12 protein-coding genes and 2 pseudogenes are annotated in these 18,491 nt (G+C 41.5%); all 14 read right to left on the bottom strand.

The window, feature by feature from the left end:
* Positions 1-51: 51 nt before the first annotated feature.
* On the bottom strand, positions 52-360 hold the full coding sequence (locus tag R2R28_RS12485) for a hypothetical protein (protein ID WP_316826021.1): 309 nt from the start codon (positions 358-360) through the stop codon (positions 52-54).
* A 254-nt stretch (positions 361-614) separates the two neighbouring features.
* Entirely contained in the window at positions 615-1,346 is a 732-nt protein-coding gene (locus R2R28_RS12480) for a hypothetical protein (protein WP_316826020.1), read from the bottom strand.
* 601 nt (positions 1,347-1,947) lie between these two features.
* A pseudogene (locus R2R28_RS12475) lies at positions 1,948-2,496 on the bottom strand (RHS repeat-associated core domain-containing protein); the annotation flags it as partial.
* 35 nt (positions 2,497-2,531) lie between these two features.
* On the bottom strand, positions 2,532-3,194 hold the full coding sequence (locus R2R28_RS12470) for a hypothetical protein (RefSeq protein WP_316826018.1): 663 nt from the start codon (positions 3,192-3,194) through the stop codon (positions 2,532-2,534).
* A pseudogene (locus tag R2R28_RS12465) lies at positions 3,109-3,645 on the bottom strand (RHS repeat domain-containing protein); the annotation flags it as partial. The gene R2R28_RS12470 and the pseudogene R2R28_RS12465, both read right to left, overlap by 86 nt.
* 27 nt (positions 3,646-3,672) lie before the next feature.
* Entirely contained in the window at positions 3,673-4,320 is a 648-nt protein-coding gene (locus R2R28_RS12460) for a hypothetical protein (RefSeq protein ID WP_316826017.1), read from the bottom strand.
* Positions 4,307-5,926, bottom strand: coding sequence for an RHS repeat-associated core domain-containing protein (locus R2R28_RS12455; RefSeq protein ID WP_316826016.1), 1,620 nt, complete (start codon positions 5,924-5,926; stop codon positions 4,307-4,309). The genes R2R28_RS12460 and R2R28_RS12455 overlap by 14 nt, the downstream gene beginning before the upstream one ends.
* A 47-nt stretch (positions 5,927-5,973) precedes the next feature.
* A complete protein-coding gene (locus R2R28_RS12450; RefSeq protein ID WP_316826015.1) occupies positions 5,974-6,528 on the bottom strand; it encodes a hypothetical protein in 555 nt (184 codons plus the stop codon).
* A 4-nt stretch (positions 6,529-6,532) separates the two neighbouring features.
* Positions 6,533-10,201: a DUF6443 domain-containing protein gene (locus R2R28_RS12445; RefSeq protein WP_316826014.1), complete on the bottom strand. Its 3,669-nt coding sequence runs from the start codon at positions 10,199-10,201 to the stop codon at positions 6,533-6,535.
* 30 nt (positions 10,202-10,231) lie between these two features.
* Positions 10,232-14,113: a hypothetical protein gene (locus R2R28_RS12440; protein WP_316826013.1), complete on the bottom strand. Its 3,882-nt coding sequence runs from the start codon at positions 14,111-14,113 to the stop codon at positions 10,232-10,234.
* 17 nt (positions 14,114-14,130) lie between these two features.
* A complete protein-coding gene (locus R2R28_RS12435; protein ID WP_316826012.1) occupies positions 14,131-14,745 on the bottom strand; it encodes a hypothetical protein in 615 nt (204 codons plus the stop codon).
* A 1,067-nt stretch (positions 14,746-15,812) separates the two neighbouring features.
* Positions 15,813-16,157, bottom strand: a complete 345-nt coding sequence (locus R2R28_RS12430; protein ID WP_316826011.1) for a hypothetical protein — start codon at positions 16,155-16,157, stop codon at positions 15,813-15,815.
* A gap of 115 nt (positions 16,158-16,272) precedes the next feature.
* A complete protein-coding gene (locus tag R2R28_RS12425; protein ID WP_316826010.1) occupies positions 16,273-16,506 on the bottom strand; it encodes a hypothetical protein in 234 nt (77 codons plus the stop codon).
* 30 nt (positions 16,507-16,536) lie between these two features.
* Positions 16,537-18,477, bottom strand: coding sequence for a chloride channel protein (locus tag R2R28_RS12420; RefSeq protein ID WP_316826009.1), 1,941 nt, complete (start codon positions 18,475-18,477; stop codon positions 16,537-16,539).
* Positions 18,478-18,491: the final 14 nt, after the last annotated feature.

Below are 18,491 nucleotides of genomic sequence, written 5' to 3'. Positions count from 1 at the left end.
CCTCCCTTTCAGGGAACGCCCAGGCAATACAGCCTACCCCCTACATGGTTCCTATTTAAAGCGGCCATGTTTACGGAAAGCCTGGATCAGCTGGTAGACAAAATAGGCAATAACAATCCGGGCAGCCCCATCCAGAAAACGGGCAGACACCGGATAGCCATCCCCACTATTCAATGGGGCGAAAGTATCCCGTTTGTGCAGTGGATTTACAAATAAAAAAATAATATAAGAGCTGACAGTGATAAAATGCCCTATATTTCCGGCGTGGAAAGGATCTACAGGGACTATACCGAGCGTGGCCAGGAACAAAGCATAAAATATTCCAGTTAGTAAACAGTGCCGTACTCCAGCTCTGACCATGATTTGATGAAATGCGGTTGAGCAGAAGAGTGCGTATTTCAATAAAAGTGACGAAGAACCAGTTTGAAGCGGAATGAGTTGTCACTTGGAAAACGGAACGAGCGGCCATTTTCCATGAAACACCCATATTAAAGTCAAAAGTATTTTGCGATACAATCTTTTCCACCCAAACTGTTGTCTTTGAGTGTCTCTTTTAAATGCCCATCGTCGTCCCAAAAATGCACAGACAGGTAAGATGCCAGGCTGGAACAATTTTATTCGTTAGTAAACCTTATGTTTTGGTTATTTGGTTTCTTAAATGAAAAACATGAATCAATTAATGGTATTTTGTATTCATCGTCTATGTAGATTTTTGAGTGAAAAACATTACGGATAAGTGCATTTTTGTTTTTAAATATGATAATCTTTCCCAGACTTACGTCCTGAGATATATAATCTTTATATTCATTATAATTAAATATTTTCCATTTATTTTTATTTAAATAATTATAATAACTCTCAGAAAGATCTACAACATACATTCTACGATTAATTTCTATAACATTAAATTTCCCGAGATATAAAAAATCAGATGGGCTACACTGAAGAACTGACACCCTTTTTAGAATGCTTACCATTTTATCTGTTAAGAAACTCAACTCATAATCTATTTGAACATTTTGCTTCTTACCACAATAATTGATTCTTAAAGACCTCTCTATATCGGAAAAAATAATCGAGTTAAATTTGGGATTATTGAGTAGGGGGTATTTAACTTTAATTCCTATTTTTTTATAATCTTTCTGATTATATTTCACCTCTTTATTAGGTTTTTCTAATTCATCCAACAAGGCGACTAAGTACTCATTATTTTTATAACTTTTCTTTTCAGTTTTTTTAGTGGCATATCTTTTTATTTTAGCTTCATTGTTTTTATTCTGTTTCTTTTCTTTACAACTCATAACAAGGCAAAAAAAACTGACTAGTATAATAAATCTTAACTTCATATATTTACTATTTAAAAATTGTGGGAGTTTCTAATCTCTTTATTGCATTTTCAATTTGCGTATTTCACTAAATCTGTACAGTCCGTTTCGCTCCAAACTGTACGCGAATTTGGCTGCCGGATTTTTTGCTAAGTCATTCCTTTCCCTCTGAATGCATAGCGGCTTGGCTGCAAATTTACTTCTTCCCCTAGGAGCTCCACGGTTTCACGTTCGGGGTCCTCATTTCCCGCTTTCCTTTAGATCATCATCCTTCAGATGAAACCGTAAAATCCATCAAAAAGGCGCTCTGAGGCGCTTAAACTCAATCTGATGAAGCAAGATCACACCAGATATCGATTTTACCTCTGGGGCTTTAAATTGCCCTGAACTTAGAAATTTTATTGGAACTGCTGTGTGAAGAAATTCCGACCTGAAGATCAGGGCGTACAGTTTGGAGCGAAAGAAGGTGTCAGCATAAATGCGAAACGCGCGTACACATTTGCCGAAATGCCCAGTCTGTCCTCATAATGTAAGCGTCAATTTTTGAATTCGGATTTTTCTCTCCAGCATATTTTTTAACTGTTTTTTCACTCAGGCCAGCAGGATTAAATGTAATCGCGTCTCAACCCGTAGCATAAGCATTGAGAGCTGCCTCACCTCCCCCAAGCGAATGTCCAGTAAAGGTTAATTCAGAATTTCCAAGTCTATTATTTATCTCTATTGCATTTGATGAAGCCTGTTCATATTGTGATGATGTTCCCATTGGCTGTGCAACATCCGCAATGATGTCACCCTTCTTATCATTTGTACCAGCAGTTGCATATGCATATTCGACTTCTCCTTTTCTATCTCCACTTGTTATTTTTCTTTCATATAATGCCGATAATAATCCGTTATCTGCATGGGTATATTCAATTCCTTTCACTTTTGATGAAACTTTCCAACCTCCAACCAAAATATCGTCACTTTGATCCCCGTAAACATGGGCTGCCATGGCCGCTGCCTCTCTAGGGGTTGGTTTATCTGGCATCATCCCGTCTGGATCGACGAACCTAATGGGATTGTTGAAGGCATAGTTATATGGACTATGCCGCCTCATCTCTTCCGCCAACGGATCAATCACATTCCACCTTCCAATCACCGGGTCATAGAACCTCGCCCCGTAGTCAAACACCCTCACGCAACCATTTTAAGATTATTCTATAATCAAAGTCTATTTTTAAGATACGGACTTAAATCTACATCATCCCCTAACCAGTGGTATGGAGTACCTTCAAGCGGTAACTTAAAATTTTCAAAATCAGTCTTTTCATTCGCTTCTATCCATTTTCTAAAAATATCATAAACTTCATTAACTTTCACCCTATCAAAATTAATTTGTTTACCTGTCATCCTTTCTATTAAAATGGGTTGAATCGGGGGGGTGTTTTTAGTAAGAATCCATGTGAAAGAAAATAATGCTTCTATCTCAATAGTAAAACCCTTAACATTCGGAATAGTCCATCTAGTAGTGTAATTATTACTATTTGGTCTTTTTATCTTCATAAAATAATATTTATTACTTCTTGTTGTATCTCCTTTAAATTGGAGGAACTCTTTAAGAAGTTCAATCTTCATTATTTTAGTAAAGTTAAGTTTCCCAATTATTTCTCTATCATCACCTAAATCTAACCTTTCACCAATATCTCCACCTGGCAGAGGTTCCCTAATTGAAATATGTTGTCCGCAGTTATTTTTAGAATAACTATAAGGCGATTTTTCTAATAACTTAAGTGCTTGCTTATTATTTGGAACTATCTGGTATTTTTGACCAAAACTTAAAGCGCATAAGTGCATAAACACCAACAAGTACATACCCAGTTTTATCATTGCTTATTTTTCTTATAATAAGTTCTTCTAGCATCTTTAGCATCCACTCCAGCCACATTACCTCATGTACACTAGCTATTGCAAACATTTCCTTTTTTAATACATCTGTGATTTTATTAAGGCCAAAGGCCGAACTTTCAGCATATATGGTCGCTGATTTACTGAGAAGTTCTGAATTACTAATTTTCAATTCTGTAATTCCATTTTTTTTTATAGCATAACCATCGCCTTGTTGGGTATAGGATCCATCTTTTGCAACATATGCTTTGTCATCTTCAATATGATCTGTTCCAAGCCATTTACCGTCAGTACCATAATAATCACCAAACATACCATCCGGATCGATAAATAATATTGGGTTATTAAAGGCATAATTATAGGGTGTAGACTTAGGATCCTTCTCCGCCATTGGATCTACCACATTCCATCTTCCGATCACCGGATCATAGAACCTTGCGCCGTAATCTCATGGCTTTGTCTATAAGGTCTGTTTCAAGAGTGTTTCAATGTTATTAACATTATCCTCACCCAACCACTTATAGTTTCTGCCTTCTAATGGCCACGACAATTCAGAAAAATTCCCTTTCTTCATCTTTACAAACCATTCTCTGTAAATCTTATAAACTATATCCAAATCATTCCGCTTGAAATTGCATGTTTCTCCGGTTTGCTTATTTATTAAAACTGGAGAAATAATTACGCTACCTTTAAATAGCATTGTTGTCATAGAATATAGTGCTTCAACTTCTACTGGGTATCTTATATTTTTTTTTGAAATCTCAAGTCTATTATGACTTCTTCCGTAAATGTTTGAAAAATATTTATTACTAACACAGGTGTCGCCATAAAAACTCAGATACTCACGAAGAATCTTTATTCGATCCGTCTTATTTAATCCCAGTCTATCAAAAGCAATTCGATCATCCGAGGGGAATTCTGTAAGTGAATTTTCCTTGTACAGCACTTCTATATGCCTTTCACATGTTTGACTTTGTGTAACAGAATCAGAAAGAGAGAGATATTTTAATTGAAGTTGCTTGTTGACAAATGCACTAGAACAACTAAAAAAATAAAAACATACAGTCATAACTACACTTGTCACTAGATTTGAGTTATTCTTTTTCATTCTTTTTAAAATATCTTCTTAAATAATCCATAATTTGATTGAATCCGTCCGTTCCTTTATCATACTTTACATAATTCGTTGCTTCTTGCCGGTTTTCTTTTTTTCTTACAGGACCTATATCATTTTTCGATGTATATCCGTCAGGTTTAGACGTAGCTGAATGAAAGGGTTCCCAAACATCTCCGATTGTACTTCCCCCCACTGTCATTACATCATGATCAGGAACTTCTATACCCGAAGAACCTTTATCTGATATCCCTAAATCCGTATACTCATCTCTTAAAATTTTACCAGCCCCCTCTGCATCAATAACGAATTCACCATCACCAAGCGTCAAACCATGGCAATTAGCCATAAATTGAGAAATAGGAATACCATTTACGCTCGTCGAATTTTCTATATCTATTAGCGTAATCTTCCCGTCTTTATCTGTAAATTTGATGCCGCTTAACTTATCAACGAGGACATCCGCTTTTTTATCAGTACGTATTGTTCCAGTTTGATATGTCAACGAGTAGGTTCCACTAGCATTAGTAGCATCCCTTGTGAAACTATTTCCTGATGAAGTAAAGATTATCTTGCCGGTTGCAGGATCTCGTTCGATCATCCCATCAGCATCGATATATCTCACTGGATTATCATAAGCATATCGATAAGGAGACCAACGTCTGTTTACCTCTGCCAACGGATCAATCACGTTCCACCTACCAATCACCGGATCATAGAATCTTGCCCCGTAATCGTATTGCCCCAGCTCCTCCTGTTTCTCTTTATTATTGTATTTGTAATTATTCAATGTTGAACCAATATAGGCATTTCCTGGATTCATATCCAGTCCAAAAGCATAATAGTCCTGTACCTGGATGATGCCCCCATCCTGTTTGATGCCGGCACGGGTATTACCTAAATGGTCCCTCAAGAAATATTCATAAACAAAACTCCCCCCACTCGGAACCGCGCGGCCTTCTTCAGTTGGAATAAATTCAAGACTTCCGTTACTGTATTCAATTCCATCAATGTAATCCCGCGTCATCGCGCCGGGTACTTTTTTCACCTTGTTCCCTCCGGCAATGTAAGTGTAATTTATGCTTCCGGTACTTCTGGTTACGGTGTTTGGCAGGTTAAGGTAATTGTAGCTGATTCCTGTAACCAGGTTCCTGGAATCAACACTTACATTTCCGTTATCATCATACTGATACGAACCGTCCTGGTTCGCAGTGCCCGTGTCCTCTAGGCTAAGCAGTTTATTGCCCGTATTGGTGCCACTGCTATAAGTATATACGAATTTATTAAGGAAAGTATTAGCAGCAGTACTGTTTGTCCTGTTGAGCGTCAGGATATTGCCCCTCAGGTCATAGCTAAGCTCTTCATTAAATCTGTTCAGGTTTCCCGGCGTGGTGTACACCGCCTTTCTCAGCCTGTGGACCTTATCATATTCATAGGAAAAGCTTTGCACCCCCTGAAAGAGACTTAATCCGGCAGGTACCACCGTCTGCCAGCTTAGCTGAGCAATATTACCGTTATACTGCGGCAGGCTGCCCTCCGCATATTGCAGGCGCTCGGCAAAAACGGCGGACGGACTGGACGGGGCTCGAGTCCAATCCATATATCACTGACTATTAAAACTACAAATAGTGCCAAGACGAGTCAAACTTAATCACCAAACCAGTATTTCATATCAATTTTACAATTTTCATCAAGAGTAGTACCAGCAGTTAGGACAAATTTTTGCCCTGAAATGGATAGAAAATGAAAAGAGTTATTGATATTTATGTTGTCTTGAATTTGTTTGTCAACAGAAAAAATAGCCTCTGGAACTTCTGGCATACGATCATAAGAAAAATGCCATGAGCCATTCTTGAAAGTTCCTTGTATTATTCGAATCTGATCAGTTTTTAAATCAGTAACTGTCTGTTGCAAAAGAAGTAATAAACATTTGTTCTTTGCTTCATTAAAAAATATTACACTATCAATTTTAGATGAAGAAATGAATGAACTGTCCGCATATGGTATCTTACCGTCTTTGTTCTTTAAACTGATCAAAACCGCCGAAGCTGACTTTAATACCCCTTCATATATTTTTTCTTTCTGAATACTTATTTGGTTTATGTCATTACATGCCATTTTATTGACGACAGCACCTGTACAGCCAAATGAGATCACCATACAGACGATAACAAAGTTCCTGATAAATTTAATCTTTTTCATTATATTATCTTACGTTAACAGTTACACCCTTCCCTCTAAAGTATGAAATTATCTCATCCAAGTTTGTTCCAACCGAATGCCCTCCTAAGCTATCATCGTCATGAGTACCATTTGATATAAATTGACTTATACCTCGTATACGTGAAAAACTTGTTTTTCCCTTTAAAGGAGATAAAAAATTCCATACAGAAGCAACTCTATCTTTTGATGAAGATATCTGAGTTCCCTTAATGTTTGACGGATGATTAAAATCAGCAGGTTGATGGGGTTCGAGATATACCACTTCTTGGAGTATTGAAGCATATTTTTTACTTTTAGAAAAAACTGACGCCATACCTGCTGCAAAAGCGCCCCCCTGACTATGCCCAACTATTTTGATTGTTTCTCCTTTTGAAAGAGATATATCTCCATTCTCAAGTTGAGAAATTAGGTTGTTTGCTGAGGCAATACCTTCAGTAAAACGATCTTGTGCATCAGAAGTATTATCTGATGACGCATTTATATACATAGAATTATTATCCTTATATCCTTGCATAAATGCGTTATCTACATTACCCCAATAATCATGAGGTCTATTCTTGTTATTATATATTAAATAAGGATATCCTTGTGTTAAATCTCTTGAGGGGGGGTATGGAGTATAGTTCCAATTAGGTATACCCCCAAAAATATATCTGTCATTATCTTGCTTATACCAATGCAGAGGTATAAATCCATTTACAAAAATCACAAGATTTCCATCAGGATCAATTGCATTTACAGGATCATTAACTGCATAAACATATGGACTTACAGCTTCATAAGCTTCTGTTTTATTATCTATTCTATTCCACCTGCCTATCACCGGGTCATAGAACCTTGCCCCGTAATCGTATTGCCCCAGCTCGTCCTGTTTCTCTTTATTATTATATTTGTAATTATTCAATGTTGAACCAATATAGGCATTTCCAGGATTCATATCCAGTCCAAAAGCATAATAGTCCTGTACCTGGATGATGCCCCCATCCTGTTTGATGCCGGCACGGGTATTACCTAAATGGTCCCTCAAGAAATATTCATAAACAAAACTTCCCCCACTCGGAACCGCTCGGCCTTCTTCAGTTGGAATAAATTCAAGACTTCCGTTACTGTATTCAATTCCATCAATGTAATCCCGCGTCATCGCGCCGGATACTTTTTTCACCTTGTTCCCTCCGGCAATGTAAGTGTAATTTATGCTTCCGGTACTTCTGGTTACGGTGTTTGGCAGGTTAAGGTAATTGTAGCTGATTCCTGTAACCAGGTTCCTGGAATCAACACTTACATTTCCGTTATCATCATACTGATACGAACCATCCTGGTTCGCAGTGCCCGTGTCCTCTAGGCTAAGCAGTTTATTGCCCGTATTGGTGCCACTGCTATAAGTATATACGAATTTATTAAGGAAAGTATTAGCAGCAGTACTGTTTGTCCTGTTGAGCGTCAGGATATTGCCCCTTAGGTCATAGCTAAGCTCTTCATTAAATCTGTTCAGGTTTCCCGGCGTGGTGTACACCGCCTTTCTCAGCCTGTTGACCTTATCATATTCATAGGAAAAGCTTTGCACCCCCTGAAAGAGACTTAATCCGGCAGGTACCACCGTCTGCCAGCTTAGCTGAGCAATATTACCGTTATACTGCGGCAGGCTGCCCTCCGCATATTGCACGCGCTCGGCAAAAACGGTGGACGGACTGACCGCGTCCGGGTCGTTTATGCTGTTGAGCCACCCCCGCTCATTATAAAGATAGCTGGCCGTATTTATAAACGACTGCCCCTCATTACTGCTGTGCAACTGTTTCGTCCGGAGCTGTCCGATCTCGTTATAAGCCAGCTTTGAAAGAATGATAGGTGCCGCACCGTTAATACTTTCAGTGGTCTGGATCTTTCGGCCCATGTGATCGTAACCATAGTTTACGGCAATAGTGGTTGTCTGGCTTCCTTTGGTATGCGTTCTTGTTGTAGAGGTTACGGCATTGGTAAAATCAAAAGTATTCACCACACGGTCTTTCCCCCCTACACTGTTGTCCTTTAGTGTTTCTTTTAAATGTCCGTCATCGTCATAAAAATTTACCGACAGGTAGGAGGCAGATCCCGAGGTAGTGTAGGTCCTGGTCCCGGTCAATAATCCTTTGGTCATGGTGCCTGCCGTATTCTGTGGCACAAAAGCAAGTGCACCCGGAAAAGTATAATCGTCATAATAATTGACAACCTGTGTATTGCCTAAAACTACCGGGTAAGTATTATAGGTCCCTGAACTGTTCATGTAACCATTGCCGGCATTTGAAGTCCGTATTTCCCATGGCGGACCGGAGGGAACGGCATCAACGTTGGACTGCATCAAAAGCCGCCTTGACGTATTTGCTGTACTGCCCGCATCAATAAAAATTCCGCTGGCCACTGTACGGCCAAACTTATCGTATTTGGTCACATACCACTCCTGGTTACTGTGGTTGCGCTGGTTGGCATCCTGGGCCATCACCACACGGTTAAGCTTATCATATACAAGGTACTCCCAGCCCTTACCCGGCAGCTTTTTTTCTATAAGCCTGTTTTTGCTGTCATAACGGTACTGATAACAGATGTTATCCAGCTGCTGCGCATTGGGCCCTATAAATACCCCGGCCGGTATGGTCGCGGGGTCACTGTACTGGGGGTCCCCATAGATTGCCGGCGGAAGAACGAATATGAGATTGCCATAATCATCATACACGTAATGGGTGTTCAGAACTTCGGCCTGTCCGTCGGCTTTTCTGTTATAGGCACGCCTGAGCAGAACATGCCCCTCAAAATCCTTAAATTCTGCGGTGGTACCTATGAGCCCATCACTTACCTGCCAATTTTCATCCCTGGATACCGTTTTGATCAAAGTACCGGCAGGCCATGGACTCTGAAAAGTATTAAAAGAAAACTGGTTTGTGCCCGTGTTAAGATATGGGAAGTACTGCCCTGCCTCATTGACCGCATTGTAGCTATATTCTGTTTTGATCGTGTGCCCCTGGGATAACTGCCATGGATCCCCGGGAGCACCCTGTTCAAGCGGCCGCTCAAGCATGGAAGTTTCATACCGGGTTTCTGCAAACGGTGCAGGGATCCTGGCAACACCATTTGGAAGCTGGCTGCCCGTACTGCCCCCGGGATTATAAAAAACATACACGCCGTCCCCACCGGAAGTATTCCAAGGGTATAATGTCCCGCTTAAAGCCTTGGCATAAGGAAGGAACTTTTTCACCTCCCGGCCAACGGAATTATATTCGAACGGCTGGATCAGGTCTTTTGTGCCGTCCGCGCTGCCCCTTACCTGCGAGACCTGTATAGGGCGGCCCAGTCCGTCAAAATATTTCACCGTCAGCATCAGTTCACAGATATTCTTCGTCCGCAGGTCCGTTGCCGCGGAAAAGGCTTGACGCGGCGTATAAACAGCGATATAATTCTGGTCCCCGGTAAATGGCGCTGCCATAGGCGTACAGTTGCTGATAAAGGGCCTGAAAGCTCCGCCCGGCTGCGTAGCGAAGCCCGGTGCAAGGATTATGCTTCCGGTACTGTAAAAATCCCCGGACATATTGTCCTGATCAAGCGGAGCGGTAACCAAGGTCTGGCCATAACCAGTCAGGCCGGTCAAAAGGAAAAATTGAACCAGGAGAATGAGTTTTTTCATCGGTTTAGATATAATACTACTATGGTCAGTTTAAAAAAATATGTTGTTGGCGTCGATTGCGTAATTTACTCCAGGGGAAAATGTGATAGTGTCGCCGTTTTTAACCCAATAACCTGGTGCCCCATTGGATGGCGTGATGTAATATTTAATGATTACGCCTCCAGATATAGCCGTTTGCCTGAAGCTCAGTTTATAGGTCCCACTACGGGTATACAAGTCGTTCGGCGGAACATATGGGCTACCCGCAACGGCGAGTGAATATGGGAACTTACAGGAGCCGGTTATACCATTTTCACCTATCAGGTCGAGATAAATTTCTGAGGGCACCGCTTGCTGAGGTACCATGGTTGTATGGACCGAAATAACCGATATTTGATTTGGATCAATGCAGTCCGCTGTGGACACAGCATTCGCTCCTCCATAGAGCAGGGAAGATTCCATGTTCAAGGTTGCCTGTGCCGTGCTGCTACCATAAGTTACACCCCCTGGAATAACATAGTTATATATCTGGATATTGGTTGATGAGGGACAGTTCTTTTTAAAAGTGGCCATCAAAGGAATATTGGTGTAGTTCTGTCCCGCGAGATTGGAGGCATTAAGATTCAATGGCCTGTAATTATATTCATACCTGCTCAATATCTTTTGACTCCGGTCTTTTACCGTAAGTAGCCGGCCAAAAGGATCGTAGTCATAAAATTTATCCAGCCCTTTCGGGTCGGTCTGGCTGGATACACCGACAAGCGGGCTGTAAGTAGAAATAGTGACCATGGCCCCAGCGAGCTGGGCACGCAAACTTCCCAGTGCTGTCCGTAATAAAGCTTGGTCCGTGATGCTCTGCAATGCAGTTTCGTTTACCACTGCACTTACCTCAGCAAAGGTTGCTCCTGAAAATTCCGCAATGGGATAACAGTAATTATACCCCCATAAGTAAACAGTAGTATTACCTGTTTTATCTGTTATCTGCCTGATACGTCCCTTTTCATTGTAAAGGAAAGATACTTCCGTTTCTAGTGTGGACCCTTGCTCGGAGCGTTGCAAGGATACGGGCAGATACGACATAACAGTACTCCCTGCCGGCGTGGTAAGGCTTACAGAACCGAAATTGGTCAGCGCTCTTGATATTTCCTTGTTAAGTGTATTATTGAACGATACTTCTGATACCGGTTGGCTGATCATATTAGCAGCCGTCATCTGATCATAGACAGTCACACCGGGAAAATCATATGCATATTTGATATTTTTGGTGTACTGTTCGCCCTTGCTGCTTGTTGTAACTATTGTTGAGGGCTGCAGGTAAGGCAGGATGTTCCCACCATCAAGATTCTTGTAGGTATACTGTGTAGACTGGCTCCGGATACCCGTCGGTGTCTGCCACTTTTCTGTTTCGGCAGTTAAAAACAGCCTACCGGAAAACAGCCCATAAGTCCCTAACACAAAATCAGCATTCAGGTTTATAGGTCCGGAACTCCACTGTGCATTCTGATCATAAAAATTCGTAGAGGGGGATACATTGCCTCCAGTTACCTGGTATACGTTATTATAATAGGCATAGGCAACCCTGGCCTGTTCGCGTCTTTTATACCTCGTATACGAACTTTCCTTACTGTGTATCAGCTGATAGGTACTGCTGCTTTTATTGTATAAATATTCGGCAGTCGATTTTTGGGGGCCGAGCAGTCCTTCGGCATATAAGAGCTGAACGTTTGTGCCCGGAACCATGGTTGGTCTGTAACCTGAAGAAGGGTCGTAATATCCCGGGGGATAATAAGTATATACCTTCTTTCCAGACACTTCTCCCATATCGCTGTTATATTCCGTGACTTTGGTATAAAAGACCGGTGCTCCGTTCATATAGTTATAATCAAGGGTTGAAGCGGGCTGGTAAGTTGTTTTTCTTTCCTGGGTCCATACGCTCATACACCCCTTGGTATTACACTGGGGAGAATTACTATTTTTAATGTAAACGATATTCTGATCATAACTAAAGGGCGCGTAGCTTTTTATGCCGTTAATGAAATTACGGGGAGGAGGGTTTACAATAATACCAACGCCATCCTCCGATTCGCCGTAGCGGTAATATTTCTGGCTTTGTACCTTAAGGATTTTTCCGTCATAATTATTGATACTTCGGAGGCGCAGCCCGCCGGCCATCAATAAGATTGGTCCGCTCCCATAGTTATCGTTACCAAATTCCTGATATAAGTTAGGTTCATAATCAAAATCGGTAAATCCCCCGGAAGGATAGATGATCCGTTCAAGGATGCCTTTTTTCATAGCGATTTCGTTGGGCATCTCAAGACTGTTATTGTTGTTGCCAATATTGAAGATGACATTATCCCTGTAGTCATTACAGTTACTGATGCCGATGTAGTTGTAAAATCTCTGTGTGATACTGCTATAGGGCACCATGGTCGTAGATTCTACGCCCCCCCTACCGGAAGAGGTACTTAAGTTAGGGTAACCCCATGCATCTGAACCTCGCAAATGGTTACCAAAGCAGGTTTTTTGATTGTATAAAAAACCATATTTTTCAAAGGATACGCCATTTACTTTGATATTGATACTGTCAAGATATAGGGTACCCTTGAAATTACCGCCGTTCGCCCGTTTTGGGTAATCCATACTGATTTCTGAAACATAACTGTTTTTCAGCTCGATAACACGTGATGTCTGCCCGGCCATACTATTATAAATGGAAATTGAAAACATCTGATCCGTACCGTTAAAGGATATTTCACCACCCCTGAAAGTTATTTTTTCAAGGGCGAGCGCGGAAACTGTTACCGGAGGTGCAAGCGGAAAATCCGAACTTGTAGTGCTAAATGTCCTGTTGTTTACCTGATAGGTTGACCCTGTGTATGTAAGGTATGGCAAATAAAAAACAGCTCCTTCGGGGTATGTGAGCATGTACTTGGGAGAAGACAGGTTATAAAAAGCATAATTCGCTATTAAATTGGAGTAGGAGCTAATCCCGGGGCTGACCTGGTTATTGAGGTTACCTACACCTCCAAGTGTACATGGACCGGGGTTGCTATAATATTCTATTTTTTCCGCGTTCCTTTTGTACACCATATCAGGTTTGGCTGTGTAATTAAAGTTAAGGTTTTCCGTTTTAGTGGCATTAACGATCTGCTTACATTTCCATGTCGTAATATGGCTTGTATATGGATCAGACCAGGTACCATTGATTCCTTTTTGACCTGACAGCTCAAGCCCCTGCTGCGAAGGGTTGTTGGGGTCAAACTGCCCGCCAGAGCCGAAATAGTAGACTGTACCGTCTGTATCCGTAATAATAAAGCGGTTATCTGTATACTGAATGGTAATATTGTCATAAGGCACCGGCATGATAAAGTAACCCGTTCCTGTGTTATTCTTGACAAAATAGAACGAGCCGGTTTTATTAATCAGCCTGTAATTAAATTTATCAGGGGCACCGTCAAAACTGCCCGAGGCCAATCGCTCTGTCATGTATGTGGTGTAAAAAGGATAATTGCACTCTGAACAACCGCTGTCCTGGTAATAGGTTCGCAGATCGGTGTTTGCCAGGTAGCCAATATCCCGATCAAAATCATCCAGTCCATTAATAGAACGTGATATCTGTATATCAGAACTCAAAGACCATCCCAGGCCCACACTGGTCGACTGCTCATTGATCTTAAAACCTCCCGGATGATAGTTGAGCTTGATGGGTAGCTTTAGATCCCCGCTTTCCACAGTATATAACGGGACAGATATATCAGGCGCCCCAGTACTGAAGTTTACAGGGTAACCGACCACCTTGTTCAATGCTGCCGCCTCTGGGGAAATTGGCATCACCTCTTTTTTGGGAGACTGGGCACCGGCCAGGAAACTGCCTGCAGATAAGAGCGAGAAAAGGACTATTTCTTTTATTTTCATATCAAGTCTGAGCATTTATTTAATTTTTAGCGTTAATTAGCAGCGTTGAGACAGCGAAAGCTGTTGATCACGGTATCGGCCTCCAGAGCTGAAAGCTTAATACTTAGTTCTGTGCCACCCGGCGTTCCCTTATTCAGGGTGATCCAGGCAATCTGACCTGTTGAGAGAGGCGTCGCTTCCTTTGCCGGTAACGGCGCATTGATGATAACTGTGGATCCGCCGGGCATTATCTGAACGGTCGCAGCAAGAGTGACAGTTTTGCTGCTCGTAAAGTTTATGACTAACTCAGACTGCCCTGAGTTTTGCCAGGTGCCGGTGTGAACAATCAAACTGACGGTGTATGAAGAATCTATTTTGATAATTGAAAAGTTGGTGGGAGCAACAGAGGAGTCACCGACTATCTGTGTAGTGCCCGAGCGGATGATTTTTCCCGTGAGCTCATTTTTATTCACAACGCAGTTTTGTGCTTTTAGCACAACAGGAAACAGCAAAACCAAAATCGCGGCCAACCTAACCATATGCAGCTTAAATATTGTGGCTGATCTTCCCGTTGCAATTGGACCAGATGTTAATCTAGAATTTAAACTTCGTGCAAAAACTGCTGCATTAAAACACTGTAAACTTGTTAAAATTAGATTCATTTTCATAAAATAGGTTTAGGATGATGTGTTTCAGATTAAGCTATCCGAATATTTCAGGATCAATTTACAATTGAAATTGCCTCATCTTAATGCTTGGATTATATATAAAAGAAGCAAGCATTGAGAACAAACAGTATAGCTGTTTGTATTTTAATGTATAGCGGTAGGGAGAGCGTTGAATCATCATTAGATTTTCCGATTGTTGTAATTACAATGTACGAAGCCTATGACCTCAAAAAATAGATTAAACAATCAAAATCATGGATAATTCACTCACACCATCCTAAAATCAGGGATTTTATGCATTACGATAAAAACGCATTGAACTATTTTATACCAATCCCGTATGTAATCCGAGCATAGCCCAGGTTATGATATCAGAAAATGATTACCGCAGCCCACAATAGTTATTTTTAAAGTCGAATAATCCCAATGTTAAATGTAGGGTGCCCTGAATTATACCGGCAGACAAATGGGAAATGTGCATGACAAAAGAAAATGATTTATAAAACTATACCTATAGCAGTAAATAAGCAATCTATTCCTGACAGGAACAGATGCGCAATCTTTCCAGACAAGAAATACAACCAATGGCCTGGCCTATAGGAAACAGCAAAAAAGAAAACCCACTAATAAGCTAACTCCAATACAATATTCACAAAGCACACGGCATTAGAAAAGAAGTATATTATAAATGAGCGGGTGTTTATCTATCGCCTAATTTTAGGTACATAACAGCAATGGGATATCCATATTGAAGGTAAATAATGAACCGGGGATGGACGAAACATGATTACTGACAGTTGGATCAAAAGTCACTTCAGGATGCCTAACAGGATTTTTGGAATTAAAGCTGACCGGACTTTTTATTCAGTTTGCCCCTGTTCAAGGATTGATTAACCAAATATCCAAAAAAATTGAGAACAGTTTTAGTAAATAGGATTGATTTTCTAATGGTTGTCATTACTATTTTATTAGGTTTTACCCGCCATTACAGCAAATATAATACCAGTAAGACCAATCAACCCAACCGGCTTATGGGGGTTATATAAAAAATGTAGCTTAAAGTTTTTCTAAGGAAACTTATTGTTTCTTTTAAACAGAAATAGAAAAACCGCCCTGAAAACTTTCCCAAACCCATTCATTATTTCCTCAACCGTCCAGTATTTCTGCTCCTCACCGGACAACACCCAGATCCCCTTTAAACCGAACGGCTTGGTGGTTACCGCAAACACCCTGAGCGCTATGCCCTCAGAACCCCTGCATGGGATTACCTCATCCACATCAAAGGCTATACCCGAGGGCCAGGGATCGGATATTCCCCATGAAGCAGCATCTGAATCTTCAGGGTTAAAGGTAAGCGTATATCCTTTTGCCTTTAAGCCCTCTATCACTTCATCGATATCGTTCTCTTCCATTAAAATAAGCTGATACTATTTAACTATGCCGGGCGGAATATGATTTCAGGGAAGCCAATAGCAGGCCCATTCTTTTTCACAGCCCTTTCCTCATCATAAAAATGACAGGACAAAATTATCCCACCCGGTATTTTTTTTGCTGCCAGGTAGCGATATTGAAAATCCCACCTAATGCGATCAACAAGCCTCCACAGAATTCAGGCCACGCAAAGGAATGTATCCCGTTGATATTGATCGTCCATGGATGTGAGTCGACCGCGTTCACCGAATTGAGATGGCCTGTGGTAAACAAAGCGACAACCAGCACAATTAGGCCAGCGGTCATCATACAATAACTTGCTTTTTTCATGATATTAAATTTTAAAAAACCAAAAAAGTATTAAGGCCTCCTATCGGCCATCATCCTTTTGCCCCTGACAATAATTTTCTTCGTCTGCCTGTCCAGCGAAAGGTTTCTCCCGGTCCTGCTCTCACTCTCGTGATTCACATGATAGGCCCTGACAACATCCCTATAACTCAACAGACCTTCAAAAGCCCCTTCATCCCTGCTACTGAATACCATCAGAGATTCAACCTGATGTAGCGACATAACTCCCAACGTGTTTTTCAATGAGTCGCTATCTTTGACCCGCGCATTTAGAGGTTTTGTTATTGACAGTATTTCTTTTTCGGTATCTGCCGAAGGCTGAAAAAGATCCAATACAGAAACCGCGCCCAGGCAGTCCCCGGTCGGTTCCTTCACGGCATACTGATTTTCCACAGGAGGATTTTCCCCAAAATACCTTCTCACCTCCGCAATGGTATTATACGGACTTATAAATACAGGATTTTTGTCCATAACTTCCGAGACACGGAGTTTCAGCAATAGATCAGGTTCATAACTATCGGGTGTATGCACACCCCTGCGTGCAATCTTTTCGGTCATGATCGTGTTTTTCATAAAAAACACCGAAATAAGATAGGCCCCAGAACAGGCTCCCAAAAGCGGAAGAAGCCCGTTGATCTGATGGGTAGACTCCAGCGCAAAAAGAATGCTCGTAAGATATGCCCTGGAGGCACCTGCAAACATCGCCGACATACCAACCAGTGCCGACATGGGTATACTGATATCCAGAGCGGGAAAGAAGTTATGCAGCAGATAGCCCAAAGCAGCCCCGCTTGCCCCACCAATGGTCATCAAAGGCGCAAGCGTTCCGCCCGAAGTCCCACTGCCAAGAGCAATTGCCCAGGAAATAAATTTGAACAGGCACAGTGAAAGGATAACCGAAATGGAAAGCTGTCCACTTAAAAGCGAGATGATATTATCATATCCTACTCCCAGTGTCCGCGGTGCAAAGTAACCAACGATACCAACTGCAAGCCCCCCGATAGCTGGCCACCACATCCAGTGGAGTGGGATTTTTTCAAAAGCATCCTCAATAATGTATACGATCTTGGTCAGTCCGAGTGATGCGAAACCGACAAGGATCCCGATAAAACTATATAAACCCAATGCAGCATTCGAGGGCGGCAAAAGTGCCGGCATGGGAAATACCGGTCCTGCTTCAAAAAGAAGATGGTGTCCGGCTGCGCCGGTGATGCAGGCGAGGGCGACGGGAATAATAGATCTGGCTGAAAACTCGAACAACAACAGTTCTATTGCGAGAAATACCGCTGCCAAGGGAGTCCCGAATATAGCGGACATCCCAGCAGTAGCCCCCGCGGCAAGGATAATTTTACGCTCATTCGGACTCACCGTAAATAGCTGTCCCAGCGTTGAGCCCAAGGCACCTCCCGTTGCAATAATTGGTCCTTCAGCGCCGAAAGGTCCACCTGTACCTATCGCAATTGCAGAAGAAACAGGTTTCAAGATCGCTATCGCAGGCTTTATCCTGCTCTGGTTGGTCAAAACCTGCTCCATTGCCTCAGGGATCCCATGTCCCCTGATCGCCTTGGAACCATAAAGTGCCATCAGCCCAACTATAACTCCACCGATAACGGGCACCAAAATCACCCATAGCCCCAGATGATTGTCCGCCGGGCTTTGGAAATCAAATCCAAACCGCTGATAGAAAGATATGTTTGTAACCAGGTTGATCAGGGACACCAGAACCTTTGCTATTAGGGAAATCACTGCAGCAACCCCTACAGACAACATAGAAATAAACAAAAGACGCTCCTTAGAACTTTTCTCTCTGTTCCTGCCCATTTTAAACTTACCGAAAACGCCCAGCGAAGGGGATATCGGGATTATATTTTTTCTACTGTTCATTTTACTTTTGGAATGCAACAAAAGTAAAATAAAAAAACACAAATAAAAATTAAAATATATTTTAAACAATATAAATTAAACAT

It is taken from the genome of Pedobacter miscanthi, from assembly GCF_032678605.1.
Lineage (GTDB): Bacteria > Bacteroidota > Bacteroidia > Sphingobacteriales > Sphingobacteriaceae > Pedobacter > Pedobacter miscanthi_A.
Note: the sequence above shows the minus strand (reverse complement) of the source record. Positions and strands in the feature narration are given on the sequence as shown.

Bases quoted from the DNA above. Each gene is read 5' to 3' on its own strand.
- R2R28_RS12485 (WP_316826021.1), bottom strand. From the start codon at position 360: ATGGTCAGAGCTGGAGTACGGCACTGTTTACTAACTGGAATATTTTAT.
- R2R28_RS12480 (WP_316826020.1), bottom strand. From the start codon at position 1,346: ATGAAGTTAAGATTTATTATACTAGTCAGTTTTTTTTGCCTTGTTATG.
- R2R28_RS12470 (WP_316826018.1), bottom strand. From the start codon at position 3,194: ATGATAAAACTGGGTATGTACTTGTTGGTGTTTATGCACTTATGCGCT.
- R2R28_RS12460 (WP_316826017.1), bottom strand. From the start codon at position 4,320: ATGAAAAAGAATAACTCAAATCTAGTGACAAGTGTAGTTATGACTGTA.
- R2R28_RS12455 (WP_316826016.1), bottom strand. From the start codon at position 5,926: ATGGATTGGACTCGAGCCCCGTCCAGTCCGTCCGCCGTTTTTGCCGAG.
- R2R28_RS12450 (WP_316826015.1), bottom strand. From the start codon at position 6,528: ATGAAAAAGATTAAATTTATCAGGAACTTTGTTATCGTCTGTATGGTG.
- R2R28_RS12445 (WP_316826014.1), bottom strand. From the start codon at position 10,201: ATGAAAAAACTCATTCTCCTGGTTCAATTTTTCCTTTTGACCGGCCTG.
- R2R28_RS12440 (WP_316826013.1), bottom strand. From the start codon at position 14,113: ATGCTCAGACTTGATATGAAAATAAAAGAAATAGTCCTTTTCTCGCTC.
- R2R28_RS12435 (WP_316826012.1), bottom strand. From the start codon at position 14,745: ATGAAAATGAATCTAATTTTAACAAGTTTACAGTGTTTTAATGCAGCA.
- R2R28_RS12430 (WP_316826011.1), bottom strand. From the start codon at position 16,157: ATGGAAGAGAACGATATCGATGAAGTGATAGAGGGCTTAAAGGCAAAA.
- R2R28_RS12425 (WP_316826010.1), bottom strand. From the start codon at position 16,506: ATGAAAAAAGCAAGTTATTGTATGATGACCGCTGGCCTAATTGTGCTG.